The organism is Sphaerisporangium siamense (assembly GCF_014205275.1).
Lineage (GTDB): Bacteria > Actinomycetota > Actinomycetes > Streptosporangiales > Streptosporangiaceae > Sphaerisporangium > Sphaerisporangium siamense.
Window position 1 is genome coordinate 7,949,094 of sequence record NZ_JACHND010000001.1, and the last position, 22,308, is coordinate 7,971,401.

Below are 22,308 nucleotides of genomic sequence, written 5' to 3' on the forward strand. Positions count from 1 at the left end.
GACGGCGGCCGTGACCGAACGGTTGGACGGCCCGCAGACCCCGCGCGGCGACGGCGACGTCGCCCGCGGGGCCTCCCCCGGACCGGACGAGACCCCCCAGCCACCGCCCCCGGCGTCCTCCGGCGCCGGCGGGGACGACGCCACGAACACCGTCCCGCCCGCCGCGCCGGCGAGGACCACCAGGTCGGGCAATCTCGGGCCCTCTCCCAAGGTGGCCCTGGCCTTCCTGGTCCCGGCGTTCGTCATCCTCGGCGCGTGGGTGGTCTACCCGATCATCTACTCGATCGTCCGCAGCCTGTACGACGCCAACGGCGACGGGTTCGTCGGCCTCGGCAACTACGCGTCCATCTTCAGCGACTCGGGCACGCTCACCACGATCAGGAACAACCTGATCTGGGTGGTCGTGGCGCCCAGCCTGGTCACCGCGCTCGGCCTGCTGTTCGCGGTGCTCACCGAGCGCGTCCGCTGGGCGACGGCGTTCAAGCTGGTCGTGTTCATGCCCATGGCGGTGTCGCTGCTGGCCTCCGGGGTCATCTTCCGGCTCGTCTACGAGCAGGACCCCGACCGGGGCGCGGCCAACGCGATCATCACCTCGGTGCACGACGTGTTCGCCTCCAGCAGCGGCTACCCGGGGGCGCGCCCGCGCGAGAACGACCAGGCGCCCGCCGTCCTGGACAAGGGCGCGGTCGTCACCCGCCAGCAGGCCCAGCCCGGCGCGCAGGTGACGATCCCGCTGGTCGGCCTGAAGGCCGAGGCCCTGCCCGCGCAGGCCGCCGCCGCCAAGCCCGCCACCACGGCGCCGGGCGAGCTGGCGGGAACGGTCTGGCTGGACTTCACCCCGGGCGGCGGCACGGCGAACCGGATCGACGGCGACGAGAAGGGGATGCCGGACGTCACCGTGGAGGCCGTCTCCGGCGGCCAGGTCAAGGCGACCACGACCACGGCGGCCGACGGCACCTTCCACTTCTCCGAGTTGCCCGCCGGGTCCTACCAGCTGCGGCTGCCGCGGGAGAACTTCGCCCAGCCGTTCGCGGGGGCGACCTGGCTCGGCCCCACGCTGATCACGCCGGCCATCATCGGCGCGTTCATCTGGGTGTGGGCCGGGTTCGCCATGGTGCTGATCGCGGCGGGCCTGTCGGCCATCCCGCGCGACGCGCTGGAGGCGGCCCGCATCGACGGCGCGACCGAGTGGCAGGTGTTCCGCCGCATCACCATCCCGCTGCTGTCGCCGGTGCTGCTCGTCGTGCTGGTGACGATGATCATCAACACCTTGAAGGTCTTCGACCTGGTGTTCGTCATCGCCCCCGGGTCCGCCCAGCCGCAGGCCAACGTGATCGCGCTGGAGATGTGGCGCGTCTCGTTCGGCGGCGGCGGCAACCAGGGACTCGGCAGCGCGCTCGCGATCTTCCTGCTCGTGCTCGTCCTGCCCTTCATGGCCATCAACATCCGGCGGTTCCGGAGGGAGCAGGCATGACGACGCTCACGGCGTCCCCCACCTCGCCCACGAACCCGGGTGCGGGGTCGCTCCGCCGCGGGGCGCTGTCCCGGGTCGTCGACCGGGTCGGGGGCGGGCTGGTCCAGGTCGTCCTCATCGTGCTCGGCCTGTTCTGGCTGGTCCCCACGCTGGGGCTGCTGGTGGTGTCGCTGCGCGCCGACGCCGACAACAACTCCAGCGGCTGGTGGACGGTGTTCGCCAAGCCGGCGCAGATCACGTTCGACAACTACTCCCACCTGCTGTCCACCGGCTTCACCTCGTCGTTCTGGAACACCGTGGCGATCACGGTGCCCGCGACGATCCTGGTCATCGGCTTCGCCGCCATGGCGGCCTACGCCTTCGCCTGGATCGAGTTCCCCGGGCGCGACCTGCTGTTCCTGGTGGTCGTGGCATTGCTGGTGGTGCCGGTCCAGATCGCGCTGATCCCGATCGCCAAGATGTACGGGGCGCTCGGGATCTTCGGCACGATCCCCGGCGTGGTGCTGTTCCACACGGCCTTCGGGCTCCCGTTCGCGATCTTCCTGTTGCGCAACTTCTTCGTCGGCATCCCCAAGGAGCTGCTGGAGGCCGCGCGCATGGACGGCGCCGCGGAGTGGAAGATCTTCGCGACCGTGGTGTTCCCGCTGGCCAAGCCCGCGGTCGCCTCACTCGGCATCTTCCAGTTCCTGTGGGTGTGGAACGACCTGCTGGTCGCGCTCGTGTTCGCCGACACCAACGCGCAGCCGATGACCAAGGCGCTGCAGTCCCAGATGCGCCAGTTCGGTACCAACGTGGACATCCTCGCGCCGGGAGCCTTCCTGTCGCTGATCATCCCCCTGGTGCTCTTCTTCGCGTTCCAGCGCTACTTCGTGCAGGGCCTGCTCGCGGGCTCGGTCAAGTAGCGGTCACGGGTGCCCGTCTCGCGGGGGCAGGCGGGCACCCGGCGTCCCGGACGGCTACGGAAAGCCGGGGGCGGTGCCGCCGGTCGGCGTCCGGTTGTCGGCCGTCACGGCTAGGATCCCGGCATGACCGGTCGTCCATTACATGAAGTCGTCGAATCGGGGTGGGCAACCGCCCTGGAGCCGGTCGCCGAGCGCATCTCCGCGCTGGGCGACTTCCTCAGGCAAGAGATCGCCGAGGGCCGGCAATATCTCCCCGCGGGCGCGAACGTCCTGCGGGCGTTCCAGCAGCCGTTCGACCAGGTGCGCGTGCTCATCGTCGGGCAGGATCCCTATCCCACCCCCGGTCACGCCATCGGCCTGAGCTTCGCCGTCGCGCCGGACGTCCGCCCCCTGCCGGGCAGCCTGGTCAACATCTTCAAGGAGTACGCCGCCGACCTCGGCTACCCTCCCCCGTCCAACGGCGACCTGACTCCGTGGACCGACCAGGGCGTGCTGCTGCTCAACAGGGCGCTCACCGTCGCGCCCGGCAAGCCCGCCTCCCACCGGGGCAAGGGCTGGGAAGAGGTCACCGAGCAGGCCATCCGCGCGCTCGTCGCCCGCGGCGGCCCGCTGGTGGCCATCCTGTGGGGGCGTGACGCCCGGTCGCTCAAGCCCCTGCTCGGCGCGGTGCCGGCCATCGAGTCGGCCCACCCGAGCCCGCTGTCGGCGCGCAGCGGCTTCTTCGGCAGCCGCCCGTTCAGCCGCGCCAACGACCTGCTCACCCAGCAGGGGGCCAACCCCGTGGAGTGGAAGCTTCCCTGACCGGACGCCGCCGGCGCGCCCGCCGATCGGGGCGGGCGCGCCGGGTGTCACCTCGGGCGGCTTGAGGGCGTCTCCGCCTCCTGCGCGCGCGTTCAGGCCCCGGCGCGCCGCAGCGCCGCGGCGACCAGCGTGCGGGCCTCGTCCTGCACGAGGGCCAGGTGGTCGGGGCCCTGGAACGACTCGGCGTAGATCTTGTAGACGTCCTCGGTGCCCGACGGGCGCGCGGCGAACCAGGCGCTCTCGGTGGACACCTTGAGCCCGCCGAGCGGGGCGCCGTTGCCGGGCGCCGCGGTCCGCACGTCGGTGACCGGCTCTCCGGCGAGCGTCCCCGCGGTGACGTCCTCGGCGGACAGCCGCGCCAGCGCGGCCTTCTGCGCGCGGGTGGCGGGCGCGTCGACGCGGGCGTAGGCGGGGGCGCCGAACCGGCCCACGAGCCCGGCGTACAGCTCGCTCGGGGTCTCGCCGGTCACCGCGACGATCTCGGAGGCCAGCAGGGCGAGGATGATGCCGTCCTTGTCGGTGGTCCACACCGAGCCGTCGCGCCGCAGGAACGACGCGCCCGCGCTCTCCTCGCCGCCGAAGCCGAGCGAGCCGTCGAGCAGCCCGCCGACGAACCACTTGAACCCGACCGGCACCTCATGCAGCTCGCGGCCGAGGTCGGCGGCCACCCGGTCGATCATGCCGCTGCTCACCATGGTCTTGCCGACCCGGGCGCCGGCCGGCCAGCCGGGGCGGTGGTTCCACAGGTAGGAGATGGCGACGGCGAGGTAGTGGTTGGGGTTGAGCAGCCCGCCGTCGGGGGTGACGATGCCGTGCCGGTCGGCGTCGGCGTCGTTGCCGGTGGCCACCTGGTAGGCCGAGCGGCCGGCGATCAGGGACGCCATCGCGTGCGGCGACGAGCAGTCCATGCGGATCTTGCCGTCCCAGTCCAGGGTCATGAACCGCCAGGTCGGGTCGACGGCGGGGTTGACCACGGTGAGGTCCAGGCGGTGCCGCTCGGCGATCTCGCCCCAGTAGGCGACGCTCGCGCCGCCGAGGGGGTCGGCCCCGATGCGCACGGAGGCGCCGCGGACCGCGTCCAGGTCGACGACGGCGGGCAGGTCGTCGACGTAGGAGCCGAGGAAGTCGTACCGGCCGGTGGTGTCGGCCGCGAGCGCCCGCGCGTAGGGGACGCGCCTGACCTCCTTGAGCCCCTCGGCGATCAGCGTGTTCGCGCGGTCCTGGATCCAGGAGGTGGCGTCGGTGTCGGCGGGGCCGCCGTTCGGCGGGTTGTACTTGTAGCCGCCGTCGGAGGGCGGGTTGTGGGAGGGCGTCACCACGACGCCGTCCGCCAGGCCCGAGGCACGGCCCCGGTTGTGGGTGAGGATGGCGTGGGAGACCGCGGGGGTCGGGGTGTAGCCGTCCCGGGAGTCGATGAGCACGGTGACGCCGTTGGCGGCGAAGACCTCCAGCGCGGTGACCCGGGCGGGCTCCGACAGCGCGTGGGTGTCGACGCCGAGGAACAGCGGGCCGTCCACGCCCTGCCGGGCGCGGTACTCGCAGATGGCCTGGCTGGTGGCCGCGATGTGGTCCTCGTTGAAGGCCGTGTCGAGGGAGGAGCCGCGATGGCCCGAGGTGCCGAAGGACACCCGCTGCTCCGGGCGGCCAGGGTCGGGGTGCAGGGCGTAGTACGCCGTCACGAGACGGGGCACATCGACCAGGTCGGACGCCTGCGCCGGCTTGCCGGCGCGCTCGTGCACCATGAGAACTCCCTCGTCACACGCTTGTTCCGCTGCGGTGGCACTACCCTCGGCCGGTCCGGTTCATACGGATATCAGAACCCGGGCCGGGGCCGATGCTACTCAGCCGGAGGGGGCGCACCGAACCCCCACCTAACGGCACGCCGAAAATTCGGCACTGATCCGACCTGCTGTGTCGCACTAGGTTGGGAGGATTCCCGATTCGGGCCACCGGCCGGAACCGTGAGGAGGAGATGCGCGTGACCACGGCACTCGACGCCCTCGACGTCCGCACGCCCAATCCGGCCCGCGTCTACGACTACATGCTCGGCGGCAAGGACAACTTCGCGGCCGACCGCGAGGCGGCCGAGCAGGTCTCCCGGCTGTTCCCCGAGTCCCGGGACGGCGTCCGCCACAACCGCCTGTTCCTCGGCAACGCCGTCCGGTACCTCGCCGGGGAGTGCGGGATCCGCCAGTTCGTGGACATCGGCGCGGGGCTGCCCACCCAGGACAACGTGCACCAGGTCGCCCAGGCGGTCGCGCGGGACGCGCGCACCGTGTACGTGGACAACGACCCGGTGGTGTGCGTGCACGGCCGCGCGCTGCTGGCGAACACCGACACCGTCGCCATGATCGACGGGGACGTCCGCGCGCCCGGCGACATCCGCGACAAGGTGACCAGGACCGGCCTCATCGACTGGAACCGGCCGGTCGGTCTGCTCATGGTGGCGATCCTGCACTTCGTCGAGGAGCCCGGGGAGCACGTGGCCATGCTGCGCGACCTGCTCGCCCCGGGCAGCCACCTGGTGATCACCCACCTCAGCACGACGCCGGAGCGCGCCGCCGACATGGCCCGGCTGCGGGAGCTCTACGCGCGGTCCGGCATCACGCTGGTGCCGCGCGGCGTCGCGGAGATCGAGCGCCTGTTCGGCGACTTCGAGCCCGTGGACCAGCGGCGCTTCGTCTTCCCCGACATCGCCGCGCGCATCGCCCGGCTCGGCTGGGGCGGCGTGGCCCGCAAGCGCTGACCCCGTACCGCCCGGCAGCGGGCTCAGGCGCCGAGGTGGCGTTCCAGGGACTCCATCTTCGCCGTCATCGCGTCGGAGACGCCGGGGCGGACGTCGGCCTTCAGCACCAGGCTGACGCGCGGGGCGACCTCGGCGACGGCCTCCACGGCGCGTTTGACGACGTCCATCACCTCGTCCCACTCGCCCTCGACGGTGGTGAACATGGCGTCGGTCCTGTTGGGCAGGCCGCTGTCGCGGACGACGCGCACGGCGCGGGCCACGGGCCCGGCGACGTCCTCGCCGACGCCGAGCGGGGTCACGGAGAATGCGATGATCATCTATCCATTGTCGGGGGTCGGCAGCGGCGCCGGGTATCCGGGGACCTTGGGCGCCGCCTTCCACGGCTCGTGGATCAGTGAGGCGGGGAGCGCGGCCAGCTCCGGGACGTGGCGGCGGACGTAGTCGCCGTCCGGGTCGAACCTGCGAGCCTGGCGCAGAGGGTTGAGCGCCCGGTTCGGCCGGGTGTCGTTGCCCGTCCCCGCGACCCACTGCCAGTTGCCCCAGTTGTTGGCGACGTCCCCGTCCAGGAGCAGGTCGGCGAAGTGCTCGCCGCCCACCCGCCAGTGGATTCCGAGCCGCTTGGTGAGGTACGAGCCGACGATGAGGCGGGCGCGGTTGTGCATCCACCCCTCGGTCCGGAGCTGGCGCATGCCCGCGTCCACGATGGGCACTCCGGTCATGCCCGCGCGCCAGGCGTCGGCGGCGTGCCCGTCCTCGCTCCAGTCCACCCGGCGCGGCCGGTAATCGCGGCGCGGCAGGTCGGGAAAGGCCAGGGCCACCTGGTGGAAGAAGTCGCGCCAGCAGAGCTGCCTGACGAACGCCTCGGCGCCGGGGTAGCCGGTCGCCCGGGCGGCGACCTCCCCGGGTGAGACGCACCCGAACCGCAGGTAGGGGCTGAGCATGGACGTCCGGTCCTCGGCGAGCTCGTCGTGGCCGTCCGCGTAGTCGGCGAGGCAGAGCTTGAGCCACAGGTCCAGCCGCCTGCGCGCGACGGTCTCGCCGCCGCGCAGGTGCCCGTACGGGCCGCGCGGCCCCGGCGGAAGCCCGCCGGGCTCGATTCCCGGCGGCAGCCGCACCAGCGGGGGCGGGCCCGTCACCTGCCGGTGCCCGGCGTCGCGCCAGGCCCGCCAGTACGGCGTGAACACCCGGTAGTGGTCGCCGCCGGCGGGCCGCAGCAGGCCGGGCGGGACGACGGTGACGCCCGGGAAGAGCCGGAAGTCGAGGCGGTGCGCGGCGCATTCGCGCTCCAGCCGCCGCTCGCGCGCCCGCGCGTACGCGCTCACGTCCGCCGAGGCCCAGATCGCGGACGCCCTCGTCTCGCCCGCCACGCGGAGCGCCTCGGCCACCGGGTCGCCGTGCCGTACGACCAGGTCGCCGCCGAGGTCGCGCAGGGATGCGCGCAGGTCCTCCAGCGCCTCCACCAGGAAGCCCGCCCGGTGGCGCGGGCGGATGGCCGGGTCCGCGACGAACAGCGGCACGACGTGCCGGGCCCGCGCGCACGCCTCCACCAGGGCCGGGTGGTCGTGCACCCGCAGGTCCCGATTGTGGAGAATGATCACTGTGTCCGGATGGTCCACGTCAGGGAATTCGGTCGTGCCGCCGGGAACGGTTGCGTCCGGAGCGCGGTTTCTCGCCGAAGTACCCGGTGAAGGGGTCCGGACGATGTCCGGCGCCTGGCAGGCTGGTAGCGCCCGGCGACGCCCGTGGCCCCGGACACGGACGGGGCGACCGGGACGGCCGGGGGCCGGTTACGGCCACGGGACCGTGCGGGACGGACGAGCGGACAGGACGCGGTGGTGAGCGGGGAGCGCGCGGAGGAGGGACCGAGCTACGGCATCGGAGCCGTGGCCCGGCGGCTCGGCGTGCCCGCGCCCACCTTGCGCACCTGGAACGCGCGGTACGGCATCGGCCCGAGCCGTCGCAGCGCGGGGGGCCACCGCCGCTACGACACGGGTGACCTGCTGCGCCTTGAGGAGATGAACCGGCTGGTCAAGGCGGGCATGCCGCCCTCCGAGGCCGCCCAGCTGGCCCTCGGCGCACGGCCGGAGGCGGCGGCGTCGTCCTTGGCCGCGCCCTCGCGCACGGACGGCCCGCCCGCTGTGGAGGGGGCTCCGGCGGCGCCCGGCCGGCCCTCGCGGGAACGCCCGGACCGGCAGGGGGCGGCGCCGAGCGCCGTCACGCTGGCCAGGGCCGCGCTCAACCTGGACGTGCAGGCCGTGGCCCAGGGCCTGGAGGCGGCCCTCGACGGGCACGGGGTGGCCTGGACGTGGGAGCGGCTGGCGCTGCCGGTCTTCGACGCGATCATGCGCAGGCAGGCCGGCACCGGGGCGGGCGTCGAGATCGAGCACATGTTCTCCGAGCGGCTCCTCAGCGCGCTCAGCCACCGCACCGGCAGGCCCGCCGGCCCGGCGCATCCCCGTCCGATCCTGCTGGCCTGCGCGCAGGACGAGCAGCACAGCCTTCCGGTGTACGCGCTGGCCGCCACGCTGACCACGACGCTGGCCCTGGAGACCCGGGTGCTCGGCCCGCGCACCCCGCACGCGGCGCTCGGGGACGCCATGCGGCGCCTCGGGCCGCTGGCCGTGTTCGTCTGGTCGCAGCTCCGCGAGACGGGGGACCCCGCGCCGCTGGGAACGCTGCCCGCGCTGCGCCCCGCGTCCCGGGTGCTCGTCGGCGGCCCGGGCTGGTGGCCGGGCCTGCCCGCGGGGGTCACCCACGTGAGGTCCCTGCGCGAGGCCGTGGCGGAGGTCCACGCCACCCTCGGCTGACAGGCGGCCGGACACGGCGCCGGGCGGCCGGGCATCCGGTCAGGCGGCGCGGGCGGACAGGACCGAGGACAGGCGGTGCAGGCCGCGCGCCGTGCGGGCCTTGACGGTGCCCAGGGGGATGTGGAGCCGCTCGGCGATCTCGCGCTGGGTCAGGTCGCCGTAGTAGGCCAGCTCGATGGCCTCGCGCTGCGGCCCGGGGAGCACGGCGAGCGCCCGCAGCACCTGGTCGCGCCGCCCGAGCGCGTCGGCCGTCTCGCGCCCGTCGGCGCCGCCCGGTTCGCCGACGCTGTCGAGGGGGACGGTGACCGGCACGCGGGCCCGCAGGTGGTCGATGGCGCGCTTGCGGGCGATGCCGAGGATCCACGCCTCCAGGCTGCGCTCGGGGTCGTAGCGGCGCCGTGACCGCCACACCTCGGAGAACACGACCTGCCGCACGTCCTCGACGTCCTGGGCGGGCACGAGCCTGCGCAGGTAGCCGGTGATCAGAGCCGCGTGGGCGCGCAGGCATTCCGCGAGGGCGTCGTCGTCGCCGCCCGCGAGCCGCTCGCCCAGTGTGCCTGCCATACGCCGCTCCCCGTCTCCCAAAAACTTACTCAAAACCTATTCATATCCGGAACGGCGACGGGAAAGCAACCCGGACCCGCCAAACGGGGGGCACGCGTCGGCCAAGGTTCGTCCAGCGCACGCGAGCACCTGGCCACGAGGCGGACACGCGAACGATCCGGCCGGGAGATCCACCGGCCGGATCGTGAAGAGCCCACGGCCACCCGTGGGCGCGGGATCAGGAGGGGTCGAGAACCGCGAGCGAGCGCGGCGGCAGCGTGGTGCCCTCGGAGGTCGCCGTGACGGCGTCAGAGGCGAGCAGGACCCGCCCGGTCACCGGAACGGTCACGGGGGCCTCACCGAGGTTGGCCGCCACGCGCAGCGGCCCGCGGTGGACGACGATCCAGCGGCCCTCCTCGCTGAACTCGGCCGATACCCGGTCCAGGCGGGGGTCGGCCAGGGCCGGCTGTGCCTTGCGCAGCGCGATGAGGTCGCAGTACCAGGCGAGGACCTCGCGGTGGCCGGGCTCGGCGGGCTCGGTCCAGTCGAGCTTCGACCGGTGGAAGGTCGCCTCGTCCTGCGGGTCGGGGGCCGTGGCGCCCCAGTCGTCGTAGCCGAACCCGACGAACTCCCGCTCACGGCGCTCGCCCTCGTCCTGCGCCAGGTGCGGTTCGACGTGGTCGGTGAAGAACAGGAACGGCGTGCTCGCCCCCCACTCCTCCCCCATGAACAGCATGGGCGTGAACGGCGAGGTGAGCAGCAGCCCCGCGCCGAGCTTCAGCGCGTCGGCCGGCAGCCGGTCGCCGGCCGCGCGGTTGCCGATCTGGTCATGGTTCTGCACGCAGCACACGAAGCGGTGGCCCGGGACGCGCAGGCGGTCCACCGGCCGCCCGTGCCCGCGCCCCCGGAAGCTGGAGTAGGTGCCGTCGTGGAAATAGGCGTGGGTCAGCACCTTGGCCAGCGCGCCCATCGACCCGAAGTCGCCGTAGTAGCCGTGGCGCTCGCCGCTGACCGCCGCGTGCAGCGCGTGGTGCACGTCGTCGTTCCACGCGGCGGCCAGGCCGTACCCGCCGGCGTCGCGCGGGGTGACCAGCCGGGGATCGTTCATGTCGGCCTCGGCGATCAGCGTGAGCGGCCGGCCGAGCGCCGTGGACAGCGCGTCCACCTCGGTGGCGAGCTCCTCCAGGAAGTGGACGGCCCGGTTGTCGTGCAGCGCGTGCACGGCGTCCAGCCGCAGGCCGTCGATGTGGTAGTCGCGCAGCCACTGCACCGCGTTGCCGATGAAGTAGCGGCGCACCTCGTCGGAGTGCCTGCCGTCGAGGTTGACGGCCTGCCCCCAGAAGGACGACGCCGACTCGTGGAAGTAGGGCCCGAACGGGGCCAGGAAGTTCCCCGACGGCCCGAGGTGGTTGTAGACCACGTCGAGCAGCACGCCGAGGCCCGCGCGGTGGCAGGCGTCCACGAACCGCTTCAGGCCGTCGGGCCCGCCGTACTCCTCGTGCACGGCGTACAGGTCGACACCGTCGTACCCCCAGTTGTGGCGGCCCGGCACCGGCGGGACCGGCATCAGCTCGACGAAGTCGACGCCGAGGTCCACCAGGTGGCCGATGCGGCCCGCCGCCGCGTCGAAGGTGCCCTCCGGGGTGAACGTGCCGACGTGCACCTCGTAGATCACCGAGCCGGGCAGGGCGCGCCCGCGCCACCCCCGGTCGTTCCACGGGAAGCGGTCGTGGTCGTAGAGCCGGCTCGGCCCGAACACACCGGACGGCTGGCGGCGCGTCCTCGGGTCGGGGAACGCCTCGCCGCCGTCCACGCTGAAGGCGTAGTCGGTGTCGTGCCCGGCGCCGGCCACCTGCGCCGTCCACCAGCCGTCCCGGCCGCGGGTCATCGCGTGCCGCTCGGTCTTGCCGGCGTCGATGTGGATCTCGACCTCGACCCGGTCCGCCGTCGGCGCCCACACCTCGAACATGTTCCTCCCGCCTTCATGGAAGCGTGCCGTCAGCCGTGCGGACGGCCCGAGGCCTACTCTCTTTCCAGGAGCGCCACGGGATAACGCGCCAGCAGGTGAGCGTACGGGACCCGGCCGGTGTGCGGGACACCGGTGAGGACGTCGCGCCAGCGTCCCCGCGGCAGGCCGACGGGCGCGCAACCCCAGCCGCCGCGGCGTTCCAGCCCGGCGGGCAGGCGGGTGACCACGACCACCGCGCGCTCGCCCCGCGCGAAGGCCACCGAGTGGTCCCGGCCGATGCCCTCGGTGTCCAGCGGGACGTACGGCAGGTCCTCGCCGACGCGGGCGCGCAGCCGCAGCGCCGAGGCGGTGACCAGCAGCTTGGCGGCGTCCCAGCTGTCGGCGCCGGGCCCGCCGAGCAGCGAGCGGCGGTAGGCGAAGTCGACCGGACGCCGGTTGTCGGGGTCCACCAGTGAGAAGTCCGTGGTCTCGCAGCCCTGGTAGACGTCGGGGATGCCCGGCATCATGAGCTGCACGAGCTTCTGGCCGAGGGAGTTGGCGCGGGCGTACCGGTCGACGCGCTCGGTGAACGCCGCCACCGAGGGGCCGCACACCTCGATCGCCCGCGCCGCGAACTCGCGGACGCCCTGCTCGTAGGACGGGTCGGGGTCGGCCCACGAGATCGAGGTCTTGGCCTCGCGGGCGGCCTTGGCCAGGAAGTCGGCGAACCGGCCGGCGTCGATGGGCCAGGCGGCCATCAGGTTCTGCCAGGCCAGGTAGTCCAGCTTGGGGTCGAAGGAGACCTGGGCCGTCCATCCGGCGACGGCCTCGGCCCACTCGGCGGGCAGCTCCGACAGCACGGCGAGCCGGGCGCGGACGTCCTCGGAGCGCTTGGTGTCGTGGGTCGAGAGCGTGGTCATCGTGTGCGGCGCCATGCCCTCGCAGTAGCGGTGGAACCGGTCGGGCGACACCCAGAAGTGGTCCGGCTCGCCGCCGACCTCGTTGAGGCAGGCCAGCGGGTACCAGCGGTACAGGGCGGTGTCCTCCACGCCCTTGGCCATGACCGGCCCGCAGGTCTGCTGGAACCGCACGACCGTCTCCGGCGGGCCGTACAGGACCAGGTCGGCGGCCTTGGCGACCGCCTCGGGGTTCGTCCTCGCGGACGCGGCCTCGGCGGCGGCGCGGACGATGCGCAGCGTCTCCTCGGGGTGCTCCTCGCCGGGCACGGCGTAGGCGCGGTAGACCGGCATGGCCGCGAGCAGCTCGACGAACGCCTCGCGCAGCTCCGGCACCTCGCGGGTGAGGCGGTCGACCTCGCCGGTGAAGAACCGCTCCAGCACCTGCTTCTTCGCCTCGTCGCGGACGGCGTCGTAGTCGGGCGGGAAGCCGGTGTGCCGGACGAAGACGTCCAGCAGCGGCTCCTCCCCGTCCGGGTCGACGAACAGGCGGGTCACCATGTTCAGCGCGTCGTAGCCGGTCGTGCCCTCGCACGCCCAGTCGCCGGGCAACCGTTCGTCCTCGACCAGGATCTTCTCGGCGACCGTCCACACCGGGGCGCGCCCGCGCAGCCGGGCCAGGTAGCCGCGCGGGTCGGCGAGCCCGTCGGGATGGTCCACGCGCAGGCCCGTGACCAGTCCCTCGTCCACCAGCCGCAGGATGACCTCGTGCGTGGCCTCGAACACCTCCGGGTCCTCGGCGCGCAGGCCGATCAGCGACGAGACGTCGAAGAAGCGGCGGTAGCCGGGGGCGTCCCGCCAGGAGACCAGGCGGTAGAACTGGTCGGCGGGCCGCCCGTCGCCGCGCAGCGGGTATTCGTGGTCGTGGTAGCGCAGGACGTCGCCGTCCGCCACGACCTCCGCCTCGGGGTCGGCGCCGGGGCCGAGGACGGGCAGCGCCACCTGGCCGCCGATCCAGTCGAGGTCGAACCACCGGGCCGAGGCGGCGCCCGGCCCGTGCCGCAGCACGTCCCACAACCGGGCGTTGCCGGACTCGGGGACCGGGATCGTCATGTGGTTCGGCACGATGTCCGCCACGATCGGCAGCCCCCGCGCGGCCAGCCGGCGCAGCCCGGCCATGCCGCCGAACTCCTCGCGGACGCGGGAGTGGTCGGTGACGTCGTAGCCGTGCCGGGAATCCGGCGCCGCCTGGAGGATCGGCGAGAGGTACAGGTGGCTCACGCCGAGCTCGGCCAGGTAGGAGGTGAGCTCGGCCGCCTCGGCGAAGCCGAAGTCCGGGGTGAGCTGCAGCCGGTAGGTCGCCGTGGGCCTCACCGGCGCCTGGGGCTTCACGGGGTCGGTCACGTCGTTCCTTCCGGGAGAGTCGGGCCTCCGGCGAGGCGGCCGTGCGGTCGTGTGGTGGAGCGGCCGGGGGTCAGGCGCGGCGCAGCACGCGGACCGAGCGGCCCGCCACCGGCACCTCGTCGCCCGCGCGGTAGAGCGCGGAGTCGACGCTGATGGGCACCGCGGTGTCGATCTCGGGCATCCACGCCTCGCCGAAGTCCTTGGGGATCGTGAACTCGATCGTGTCGTGGTAGGCGTTGAACATCAGCAGGAACGAGTCGTCCACGATGCGGCGCCCGCGCCGGTCCGGCTCGGTGATGGCCTCGCCGTTCAGGAAGACGCACAGCGACTTGGCGTACCCGTTGTGCCAGTCGGCGTCGGTCATCTCGACGCCCGCGGGCGTGAGCCAGGCGATGTCGGTCAGCTCGTCGCCGGACCCGCGCACCGCGCGGCCGTAGAAGAACCGCCTGCGCCGGAACACCGGGTGGTCGCGCCGCAGCCGGGCCAGCTGCTGGGTGAACTCCAGCAGCAGCCAGTTCTCGCGGACGTCGGACCAGTCGACCCAGCTGATCTCGTTGTCCTGGCAGTAGGCGTTGTTGTTGCCGCCCTGGGTGCGCCCGAGCTCGTCGCCGTGCGAGAGCATGGGCACGCCCTGCGACAGGAACAGCGTGGCCAGGAAGTTGCGCTTCTGCTGCTCGCGCAGCGCCTCGACCGCGACCCCGGCCTGGCCCTCCTCGCCGCAGTTCCAGGACCGGTTGTCGTCGGTGCCGTCGCGGTTGCCCTCGCCGTTGGCCTCGTTGTGCTTGGTGTTGTACGACACCAGGTCGCGCAGGGTGAAACCGTCGTGGCAGGTCACGAAGTTGATCGACGCGGCGGGGCGGCGGCTGTCGTCCTGGTAGAGGTCGCTGGAGCCGGTGAGGCGCGAGGCGAATTCCGGCAGCGCGGCGGGCTCGCCGCGCCACAGGTCGCGGATCGTGTCGCGGTAGCGGCCGTTCCACTCCGTCCACCGGGGCGGGAAGTTGCCCACCTGGTAGCCGCCGGGGCCGACGTCCCACGGCTCGGCGATGAGCTTGACCTGGCTGAGCACCGGGTCCTGCTGGACGAGGTCGAAGAACGCCGACAGCCGGTCCACCTCGTGCAGCTCGCGGGCCAGGGTGGCCGCGAGGTCGAAGCGGAAGCCGTCCACGTGCATCTCGATGACCCAGTACCGCAGGGAGTCCATGATGAGCTGCAGCGTGTGCGGCGAGCGCATCAGCAGGCTGTTGCCGGTGCCGGTCGTGTCCATGTAGTAGCGCTGGTCGTCGTCCACGAGCCGGTAGTACGACTTGTTGTCGATGCCGCGCATGCTGAGCGTCGGCCCGAGGTGGTTGCCCTCGGCGGTGTGGTTGTAGACGACGTCGAGGATGACCTCGATGTTGGCCTCGTGCAGGGCCTTGACCATCGCCTTGAACTCCAGCACCTGCCCGCCGAGCTCCCCGGAGCTGGAGTAGGCGTTGTGCGGGGCGAAGAAGCCGATGGTGTTGTAGCCCCAGTAGTTGGTCAGGCCGCGCTGCTGGAGCGTGTCGTCGGTGACGAACTGGTGCACGGGCATCAGCTCGACCGCGGTGACCCCGAGACCGGTCAGATGGTCGATGATCTCCGGGTGCCCGAGCGCGGCGTAGGTGCCGCGGATGCGCTCGGGGATGCGGGGATGCTGGATGGTCAGCCCGCGGACGTGCGCCTCGTAGATGACCGTGTCGTGGTACGGCGTCGCGGGCGGACGGTCGTGCCCCCAGCCGAAGAACGGGTTGACCACGACGGACTTCGGCACGTGAGCCGCGGAGTCCGAGTCGTCACGGCTGTCCGGCTCGCCGAAGCGGTAGCCGTACACGGCCTGGTCCCACCGCACCCCGCCCTCGATGGCCTTGGCGTACGGGTCCAGCAGGAGCTTGTTGGGGTTGCAGCGGTGTCCGCGCGCAGGGTCGTAGAGCCCGTGGACGCGATAGCCGTACCGCTGCCCCGGGCCTATGCCCGGAAGGTATCCGTGCCAGACGAAGCCCTCGATCTCGGTGAGCTCGACACGTCTCTCCTTCCCTGCGTCGTCGAACAGGCAGAGCTCCACGCGCTCGCCCACTTCTGTATAGAGCGCGAAGTTCGTCCCCGCGCCGTCATATGTAGCCCCGAGCGGATAGGGATCGCCGGGCCAAGTTTCGATCATGTCACCACCCGGATAGGGGTTTGCCCCCATGTTCCCCGACCATGCACGCCGAAGCGGCAGTGTGTGCCAGGCTACTCGACCGGACCCGTGGGAAGCGGCCCGGACACTCGGCCGGAAACACGACCGTCACACGTCAGGGCGTCCACGAGTTGCCGCTGACGACCAGCATGACCTGGAGCTGGACGGTGGCCGCGTAGTAGTCGGACGGCACGACGGGCGTGCGGGCCATCTTCGCCCAGAGGGCGTCGAGCCATGCCTGGGCGCCGGGGTCGGACATGGCCGCGACGGCGAAGGGGGCGAAGAACGCCGGCTCCTCCCCCTCGTCGATGGGGGCGCCCTTGAGCGTGTAGCCGGCCGCGATCCTGTCCGGGTCTCCGCCGGTCGCGCGCCTGATCCAGGCGCTCATCGCGCGGGCGGCGGCGCGCGAGGCCGGGTCGCCGGCGGTGACGGCGTCGGCGCCGATCCGCCACGGGTCCCGGCAGGCGTTCCAGTAGTACGCGCCGTCGTGGGCGTCCTCCAGCACCTGGCCCGGCGCGGGCCTCGGGGCGGTGCCGGTGGCGACGACGTAGTCGGCGAGCAGCCCGGTCCGCGGGGCGTACCTGGCCTGCTGGGCGGCGATCAGGCGCTGGTGCGCGGCCCTGATCTCGTCCCAGGCCGGGTCGCCGGTCGCCTTGGCGAACGCGCGGAAGCGGTCGAGGAGCCAGTCGGAGGAGCGGGTGACGTAGTACGTCGGGTCGCCGGGCGTGCTCCAGTCGCCGAGGCGGGTCAGGCGCGTGCGGGGGTTGATCTCGCTCGCCTTGATCGCGTCGATGTGCCGGATCGCCAGGCTCCGGTAGTCGTGGACGCCGGCGCTCCCCCACTGGCGGTCGGCCAGCAGCAGGGCGTAGGCCACATCGAGGTCGCCGTCGGTCGCCGAGTCCGAGCCGTTGACGCTGCGGCACCGCGAGTCCTGCTCGGCCGCGAGAAGGTCGTGGTCGTTCACCGACGGATGGGCGAGCATGTAGGCGACCATGCCGTCGAAGGCCGTCCTGGCCTCCGGGTCGGCCCCGGCCATCGTCGCCAGGATCACCATGCCGTAGCCCTGCGCCTCGGCGACGTACGGGTGGTCGGCGTCGGGCGAGATCACCTGGTACCAGCCGTGGCCGCAGTTCCGCTTGAGGAACGCCTTCTTCCACCGGGTGTAGTGGGCGACGACCGCGCGGTCGAGGTCCTCGCGCGGCGCCGAGGGGGTCAGCGTCCCGGCCGCGTACGGGAACCGGTGGCCGCCGAACGGGACGGCCGGGCCCGGCGTCACGGCGCCGCCCCGGGAGGGCGCCCCGGCGTCCCGGGAGGGCGTGGCGGGGGCGTGCGCGCAGCCCGCCGCCGCGGCGAGCACGGCGGCAAGCAGGGTGGCGAGCAGGGTGGCGAGCAGGGTGGCGCGGACCTGGCGGCGGAGACCGGCGGAACCCAGCACCTGGGGCGTCCTCTCCTCAAGCGGCGTGTTCGGGCGGGAAGATGGGCGGGTCGTAGGCGTCGGGAAAGGTTCTTAAGGTCCCGTGACCATAGCGGCATTCTCCCGTGGGCGTGACCGGGCACCGGCGGCCCGCCGTTCGGCCAGACTGGTCCGCGCAGTTCGAAGCGGCGACCAGACCCCGGTACGGCCCGGCCGTACCGGGCCGCCGGACGCCGGCGCCGTCAGGCGCTTCGCCCGCGCCGCGGCGGCTCGAAGAAGTTGAGCAGCCCGTCCCCCTTGCAGGTGCGGCACGCCCGGCCGCCCTCCCCCTTGCCGTCGCCCCCGCAGGTGCAGCAGACGACCACCCGGTCGAACCGGGGGTCGCGGTAGACGTGCCGGGTGCGGTGGCGGCTGATCGCCCAGCCCTGCACCAGCGCGAACCCGTCGATCTCGGCGAACAGCGCGTCGCTGAGCTCCCAGTGCCGGGCCAGCGCCTGCGCGCGGATGAGCGCCCACAGGTTCGCCGTGAGCCCGGCCGGACCGACATTCATAGAGGATCGTCCTCTCGCTCCCTGATGGTCGAGTGGTCTCCAGGGACGGCCCGGCGCCCCGCACCGCTCCGTCACGACACGCGCCCTGCGGCGCCCGGCCCCCGCGCCCCCGTCGGCGCGGCATCCCCCCGCCCCGCGGGCCGGCGTCCTTCGGGCGAGGGTCCGGCTCGGCCCGGGGACGTCCGCCCGGTCAGGGGCTAACCTTCTGTTTACCCTGCTTCGTGCTAAAGGCAACCGCCAATGGCAATTGCCAGAGAAGTCTCTCCGGTTGGACAGCCTCGGTGATTCGCGCGTGCCGATCCCGCGGCCAATACGCTGGACTGTGACCACGCGTGCCTTACCGGCGCGGCGATCCCGGCCCGCCGCGCGGCGTCGCGTCCCCGCGCACGACGACAGGAAGAGGTGAGCGCCGATGGCCAACCCGACCCTGCGGCGCCGCCAGCTCGCCACGAGGCTGCGCGAGCTCCGCAAGGACGCCGGGATGAGCATCGAGGACGCCGCCCAGCGCCTGGAGTGCTCGCCCGCCAAGATCAGCAGGATCGAGACGGGCCGGCGCGGCGTGATCCCCCGGGACGTGCGCGACCTGTGCCTGATCTACGGCGCGGACCAGGCCGAGACCGAGAGCCTGATGCGCATGGCCCGCGAGGCGAGGCAGCCGGGGTGGTGGCAGACCTACGACGACCCCGACTTCCGCCTCTACATAGGGCTGGAGACCGAGGCGTCCGCCATCACCGTCTACGACACCTGCGCGGTGCCGGGAATCCTGCAGACCGCCGAATACGCGCGCGCGATAATCAGGGCGGTGCTGCCCGAGATCGATGAGGGCGTTCTCAGGGAACGCGTCGAGACGCGCATGAAAAGGCAGGGGATCCTGCGGCAGGCGTCGCCGCCGCGCCATCTCGTCATTCTCGACGAATCGGTGCTGCACCGCCCCGTGGGCGGCGCCGCGGTGATGCGCGCCCAGTTGGAGCGGGTCGTGGAATGGACGCGGCTGCCGCACGTCAGCGTGCGGGTGATCCCGTTCTCCGTGGGGGCGCACATGGGATTCAACAGCGCGTTCACGCTGCTGGAGATGAGCGACCCCGGGCTCTCCGACATCGCCTACGTCGAGTCGATCACGCGCGCCGAATACCTGGAGAAGCCCTCCGAGCTGGCCATCTGCCGGGAGGCCGCGCACCGCCTGACGGCGCTCGCCCTCGGGCCCGAGGCGTCCGCCGCCCGCATCGCCGAGGTCAACAGAACCTACGCCGGCTGACCGGCCGTCCGGGGCCGACGGCGCGCTCCGGCCCGGCGGTCCGGCGCGGTCCTATTGACGATCATGAGATGGGATACTGCCGATGATGGATCGCCATCGCGGTGAGCCATGTCATGCCCGGCACCGTCAGGGGAATCAATGAGGTTTTCTTCAACCGCGTATTTTCCCGCGGTCGAGTGGCGCACGGCCGCTCGCTGTACCACCAAGAATTGTGTCGAGGTCGCGATCGTGGACGGGTTGATAGCCGTACGCGACTCGAAGGACCCCGCGAATCCTGCGCTGCTCTACACCGAGAGTGAATGGCAGGTCTTCATCGACGGCGCCAAGAACGGCGAATTCGATGTGCAGAGCCTCAAGAGGCCGTCGGGCGAAAACTGACCCGCGCCGGGGCGGACCGGCAGGGCCCGCCCCGGCCTTTGGCGCCGGCCCATCCCCCACGGCCGCCGCCCGACGAGACGCCAAGGGGCGCCGGGGGGTATATCGTCTCCGCCGGGGAAGTGGTGCGCACCGGCCGGTTTTGCCCCGAACCTCGGGGGGAGCCGGACGCTTCGCAGATCAACGCTCTCCGGAGGACTCAGCAATGGGCGGATTCAGGAAGTTCCTGATGCGCGGCAATCTCGTGGAACTGGCCGTCGCGGTCGTGGTCGGCGCCACGTTCAGCGGGCTGGTGCAGGCGCTGGTCGCCGACCTGATCACCCCGTTGATCGCCGCCGTCACCGGCGGCCGCAAGCCCGACTTCTCGCAGTACACCTTCACGGTCAACGGCGCCGTGTTCAAGTACGGCGACTTCGTCAACCACCTGCTGACGTTCCTCATCATCGCCGCGGTCATCTATTGGCTGGTCGTGATGCCGATGACGCGGCTGATCGCCTTCTTCGACCGGGACAAGAAGAGCACCGAGAAGCAGTGCCCGGAATGCCGCAGCGACATCCCGGTGGACGCGCGCCGCTGCGCCTTCTGCACCGTCGAGCTGAGCGCCGCCGTCCCGGCGAACGACCGCCCGCCGGCCTGACCGCCGGGCTTCGCGCCCCGCTCGCGCGCGCGTCACGAGGGGTGCCGCCGAGGTGACCGGACATCGATGTCCGGAATTTCCTCGCGGCACCTTTCGCATGTCAGAGACCCGATGTATTTTCCGGCCAGAACCTTGACCAGAGCCGCCTCCGTGCCATCACGGGCGGTCATAGCACTTAAACAGCCACAAACAGCTATGCATCCAGTTCTGACCACGAGGTTGACCACAAGATAAGTCCAATTTTTCCCAGGCCCAGGAGGTCTCCATGCGCACCCCCCACCCTTGGCCGCGCGGCCTCGGCTGCGTCGCCGTCACCCTCGCCGCCCTGCTGGTGGCCGCGCCCCCGGCCGGCGCCGCCGAGGACTACCAGGCCGAGGACGGCGCCGTCTCGCAGGGCGGCGTCTTCACCACCTACACCGGGTACACCGGCAGGGGCTACGTCGACTACCTCGACATGACGGGCGGCTTCGTCCAGCTCTACGTCACCGCCGCCACCGCCGGGACCGTCGGCCTGACCTACCGGTACGCCAACGGGACCACCGGCGACCTGCCGCTCGACATCACCGTCAACGGCGTCCCGGCCGCCTCCGGCGTGTCGTTCCCGCCGACCGGCGGCTGGGGAACCTGGCAGACCAGGACGGTCAACGCCACGCTGAAGGCCGGCACCAACAAGGTGCGCGCCATCGCCACCACCGCGGGCGGCGGCCCCAACCTGGACCGGCTCACCGTCGCCGAGCCCATCGACACCCAGCCGCCCACCACACCCGGCGCGCCGTCCTGCTCCGGCGTCACCGCCAACTCCCTCACCCTGACGTGGGGCGCCGCCACCGACGACACCGGAGTCGTCGCCTACGACATCCTCCACGACGCCGCCAAGCTCGCGGAGGCCCCGGGGAACACCACCTCCAAGCAGCTCACCGGGCTCTCGCCCGCCACCGAGTACCGCCTGTCGGTGCGGGCCCGCGACGCGGCCGGCAACGTCTCGGCCCGCAGTACGCAGGCCGTCTGCACGACCGAGCCCGGCTCCGACAGCGAGCCCCCCACCGCGCCCTCCGGCCTCGCGGTCTCCCAGGTCGGCACGACCAGCGCGCGGCTGAGCTGGAACGCCTCCACCGACAACGTGGGCGTGACCGCGTACGAGGTCAGGAGCGGCTCCAATGTGTACGCCACCGTGACCGGCGCGCCGCCCCCGACCAGTACCACCGTCACCGGCCTGGCCTGCGACAGCCCCTACTCGCTGACCGTGGTCGCCAGGGACGCGGCGCAGAACACCTCCCCGCCGAGCACCGGCGTGTCGTTCCGGACGTCGCCCTGCTCCACTGACGGCGGCATCCCCTCCGGCATCACCACCATCTCCACCGGCTGGTCGATCCCGTGGGGCACCGCCTTCCTGCCGGACGGGCAGTCGGCCCTGGTGACCGAGCGCGACACCTTCCGCGTCCACAAGGTGGCGCTCGACGGGACGCGCACGCAGGTCGGCACCGTGCCGAACGCGGTGAGCACCGGCGGCGAGGGCGGCCTCATGGGCGTGGCCGTGGACCCCGCGTGGGCGACCAACCACTACGTGTACTTCATGCACACCGCCTCGGAGGGCAACCGGATCGCCCGGATGACCTACGACGGCACCGGCCTGTCCACGTACACCGTCCTGGTGCAGGGCATCACCAAGAACACCTACCACGACGGCGGGCGCCTCGCCTTCGGGCCGGACGGCTACCTGTACGCGACCACCGGCGACGCGCTGAACGGCAACAACGCGCAGGACAGGAACTCGCTGAACGGCAAGATCCTCAGAATGACCACCAGCGGAGCCCCGGCCCCGGGCAACCCGTGGGGCACGCTGGTCTACTCCATGGGGCACCGCAACCCGCAGGGCCTGGCCTTCGACCGCAACGGCCGGCTGTGGGAGGCGGAGTTCGGCAACAACCTCCAGGACGAGCTGAACCTCATCACGCCCGGCGCCAACTACGGCTGGCCGACCTGTGAAGGCGCCTGCGACGTCGCGGGCATGACCAACCCGAAGGCGACGTGGCCGACGTCGCAGGCGTCACCGAGCGGCATCGCGATCGTCCGCAACGTGATCTACATGGCCGCGCAGCGGGGCGAGCGGCTGTGGCGGATCCCGATCAACGGCGATTCCGATACGGTCGGCACTCCGGCCGCCTACTACGTCGGCACCTACGGCCGCCTGCGGACCGTCACCAAGGTGCCCGGCGCCGACCAGCTCTGGCTGTCCACCACCAACGCCGACAACGCCGGACGCGAGCCGGCGGGCTCGGACAAGATCTTCCGGGTCACGATCACCTAGCCCCGGCCCGGCCCCGGGCGCCGCGCCGGCGGTGCCCGGGGCCGGAATAGCCG

At 72.5% G+C, this 22,308-nt stretch carries 18 protein-coding genes; 9 read left to right on the forward strand and 9 right to left on the reverse strand.

Going from position 1 to position 22,308, the window contains the following annotated elements:
* Positions 1–10 precede the first annotated feature (10 nt).
* The 3 genes from BJ982_RS35945 to BJ982_RS35955 all read left to right on the forward strand — a co-directional run bounded on the left by BJ982_RS35945 (position 11) and on the right by BJ982_RS35955 (position 3,177).
* Complete coding sequence (locus BJ982_RS35945) at positions 11–1,474, forward strand: carbohydrate ABC transporter permease (protein ID WP_184887570.1); 1,464 nt, start codon at positions 11–13, stop codon at positions 1,472–1,474.
* Positions 1,471–2,376: a carbohydrate ABC transporter permease gene (locus BJ982_RS35950; RefSeq protein ID WP_184887571.1), complete on the forward strand. Its 906-nt coding sequence runs from the start codon at positions 1,471–1,473 to the stop codon at positions 2,374–2,376. The genes BJ982_RS35945 and BJ982_RS35950 overlap by 4 nt, the downstream gene beginning before the upstream one ends.
* A 123-nt stretch (positions 2,377–2,499) precedes the next feature.
* A complete protein-coding gene (locus tag BJ982_RS35955) occupies positions 2,500–3,177 on the forward strand; it encodes a uracil-DNA glycosylase (RefSeq protein WP_184887573.1) in 678 nt (225 codons plus the stop codon).
* A 92-nt stretch (positions 3,178–3,269) separates the two neighbouring features.
* Here the strand turns inward: BJ982_RS35955 and pgm are convergent, their stop codons facing one another.
* Positions 3,270–4,919 (reverse strand): phosphoglucomutase (alpha-D-glucose-1,6-bisphosphate-dependent), encoded by a 1,650-nt coding sequence (gene pgm / locus BJ982_RS35960; protein ID WP_184887575.1) that lies wholly within the window; start codon positions 4,917–4,919, stop codon positions 3,270–3,272.
* Positions 4,920–5,149: 230 nt separating this feature from the next.
* Between pgm and BJ982_RS35965 the strand changes: the two genes are divergently transcribed.
* Positions 5,150–5,923, forward strand: coding sequence for an SAM-dependent methyltransferase (locus tag BJ982_RS35965; RefSeq protein ID WP_260413917.1), 774 nt, complete (start codon positions 5,150–5,152; stop codon positions 5,921–5,923).
* Between the two features lie 23 nt (positions 5,924–5,946).
* On the opposite strand, the gene BJ982_RS35970 is transcribed toward BJ982_RS35965, so the two are convergent.
* Together BJ982_RS35970 and BJ982_RS35975 are read right to left on the reverse strand one after the other, a co-directional pair.
* Positions 5,947–6,240, reverse strand: a complete 294-nt coding sequence (locus BJ982_RS35970; RefSeq protein ID WP_184887578.1) for an MTH1187 family thiamine-binding protein — start codon at positions 6,238–6,240, stop codon at positions 5,947–5,949.
* Positions 6,241–7,521 (reverse strand): cryptochrome/photolyase family protein, encoded by a 1,281-nt coding sequence (locus BJ982_RS35975; protein ID WP_239122719.1) that lies wholly within the window; start codon positions 7,519–7,521, stop codon positions 6,241–6,243.
* A 237-nt stretch (positions 7,522–7,758) separates the two neighbouring features.
* Here BJ982_RS35975 and BJ982_RS35980 point away from each other — a divergent pair, with 237 nt between their 5' ends.
* Positions 7,759–8,730: a MerR family transcriptional regulator gene (locus BJ982_RS35980; protein ID WP_239122718.1), complete on the forward strand. Its 972-nt coding sequence runs from the start codon at positions 7,759–7,761 to the stop codon at positions 8,728–8,730.
* A gap of 39 nt (positions 8,731–8,769) precedes the next feature.
* Here the strand turns inward: BJ982_RS35980 and BJ982_RS35985 are convergent, their stop codons facing one another.
* From BJ982_RS35985 to BJ982_RS36010, 6 genes are all read right to left on the reverse strand, one after another.
* Complete coding sequence (locus BJ982_RS35985; protein ID WP_184887585.1) at positions 8,770–9,294, reverse strand: RNA polymerase sigma factor; 525 nt, start codon at positions 9,292–9,294, stop codon at positions 8,770–8,772.
* Between the two features lie 217 nt (positions 9,295–9,511).
* Entirely contained in the window at positions 9,512–11,242 is a 1,731-nt protein-coding gene (treZ, locus tag BJ982_RS35990) for a malto-oligosyltrehalose trehalohydrolase (protein WP_184887586.1), read from the reverse strand.
* Positions 11,243–11,295: 53 nt separating this feature from the next.
* Positions 11,296–13,521: a malto-oligosyltrehalose synthase gene (gene treY, locus BJ982_RS35995; protein WP_239122717.1), complete on the reverse strand. Its 2,226-nt coding sequence runs from the start codon at positions 13,519–13,521 to the stop codon at positions 11,296–11,298.
* A gap of 70 nt (positions 13,522–13,591) precedes the next feature.
* Positions 13,592–15,697: a glycogen debranching protein GlgX gene (glgX, locus tag BJ982_RS36000; protein WP_184887588.1), complete on the reverse strand. Its 2,106-nt coding sequence runs from the start codon at positions 15,695–15,697 to the stop codon at positions 13,592–13,594.
* Positions 15,698–15,830: 133 nt separating this feature from the next.
* Complete coding sequence (locus BJ982_RS36005) at positions 15,831–17,150, reverse strand: family 8 glycosyl hydrolase (RefSeq protein WP_184887590.1); 1,320 nt, start codon at positions 17,148–17,150, stop codon at positions 15,831–15,833.
* 221 nt (positions 17,151–17,371) lie between these two features.
* Positions 17,372–17,680: a hypothetical protein gene (locus tag BJ982_RS36010; protein WP_184887592.1), complete on the reverse strand. Its 309-nt coding sequence runs from the start codon at positions 17,678–17,680 to the stop codon at positions 17,372–17,374.
* A gap of 412 nt (positions 17,681–18,092) precedes the next feature.
* Here BJ982_RS36010 and BJ982_RS36015 point away from each other — a divergent pair, with 412 nt between their 5' ends.
* The 4 genes from BJ982_RS36015 to BJ982_RS36030 all read left to right on the forward strand — a co-directional run bounded on the left by BJ982_RS36015 (position 18,093) and on the right by BJ982_RS36030 (position 22,255).
* Positions 18,093–18,935 (forward strand): helix-turn-helix domain-containing protein, encoded by an 843-nt coding sequence (locus BJ982_RS36015; RefSeq protein ID WP_184887594.1) that lies wholly within the window; start codon positions 18,093–18,095, stop codon positions 18,933–18,935.
* A 138-nt stretch (positions 18,936–19,073) separates the two neighbouring features.
* Entirely contained in the window at positions 19,074–19,313 is a 240-nt protein-coding gene (locus tag BJ982_RS36020; RefSeq protein WP_184887596.1) for a DUF397 domain-containing protein, read from the forward strand.
* Between the two features lie 202 nt (positions 19,314–19,515).
* Positions 19,516–19,947 (forward strand): large conductance mechanosensitive channel protein MscL, encoded by a 432-nt coding sequence (gene mscL / locus BJ982_RS36025; protein WP_184887598.1) that lies wholly within the window; start codon positions 19,516–19,518, stop codon positions 19,945–19,947.
* 265 nt (positions 19,948–20,212) lie between these two features.
* Positions 20,213–22,255, forward strand: a complete 2,043-nt coding sequence (locus BJ982_RS36030) for a PQQ-dependent sugar dehydrogenase (protein ID WP_184887600.1) — start codon at positions 20,213–20,215, stop codon at positions 22,253–22,255.
* The last annotated feature ends 53 nt before the right edge of the window (positions 22,256–22,308 follow it).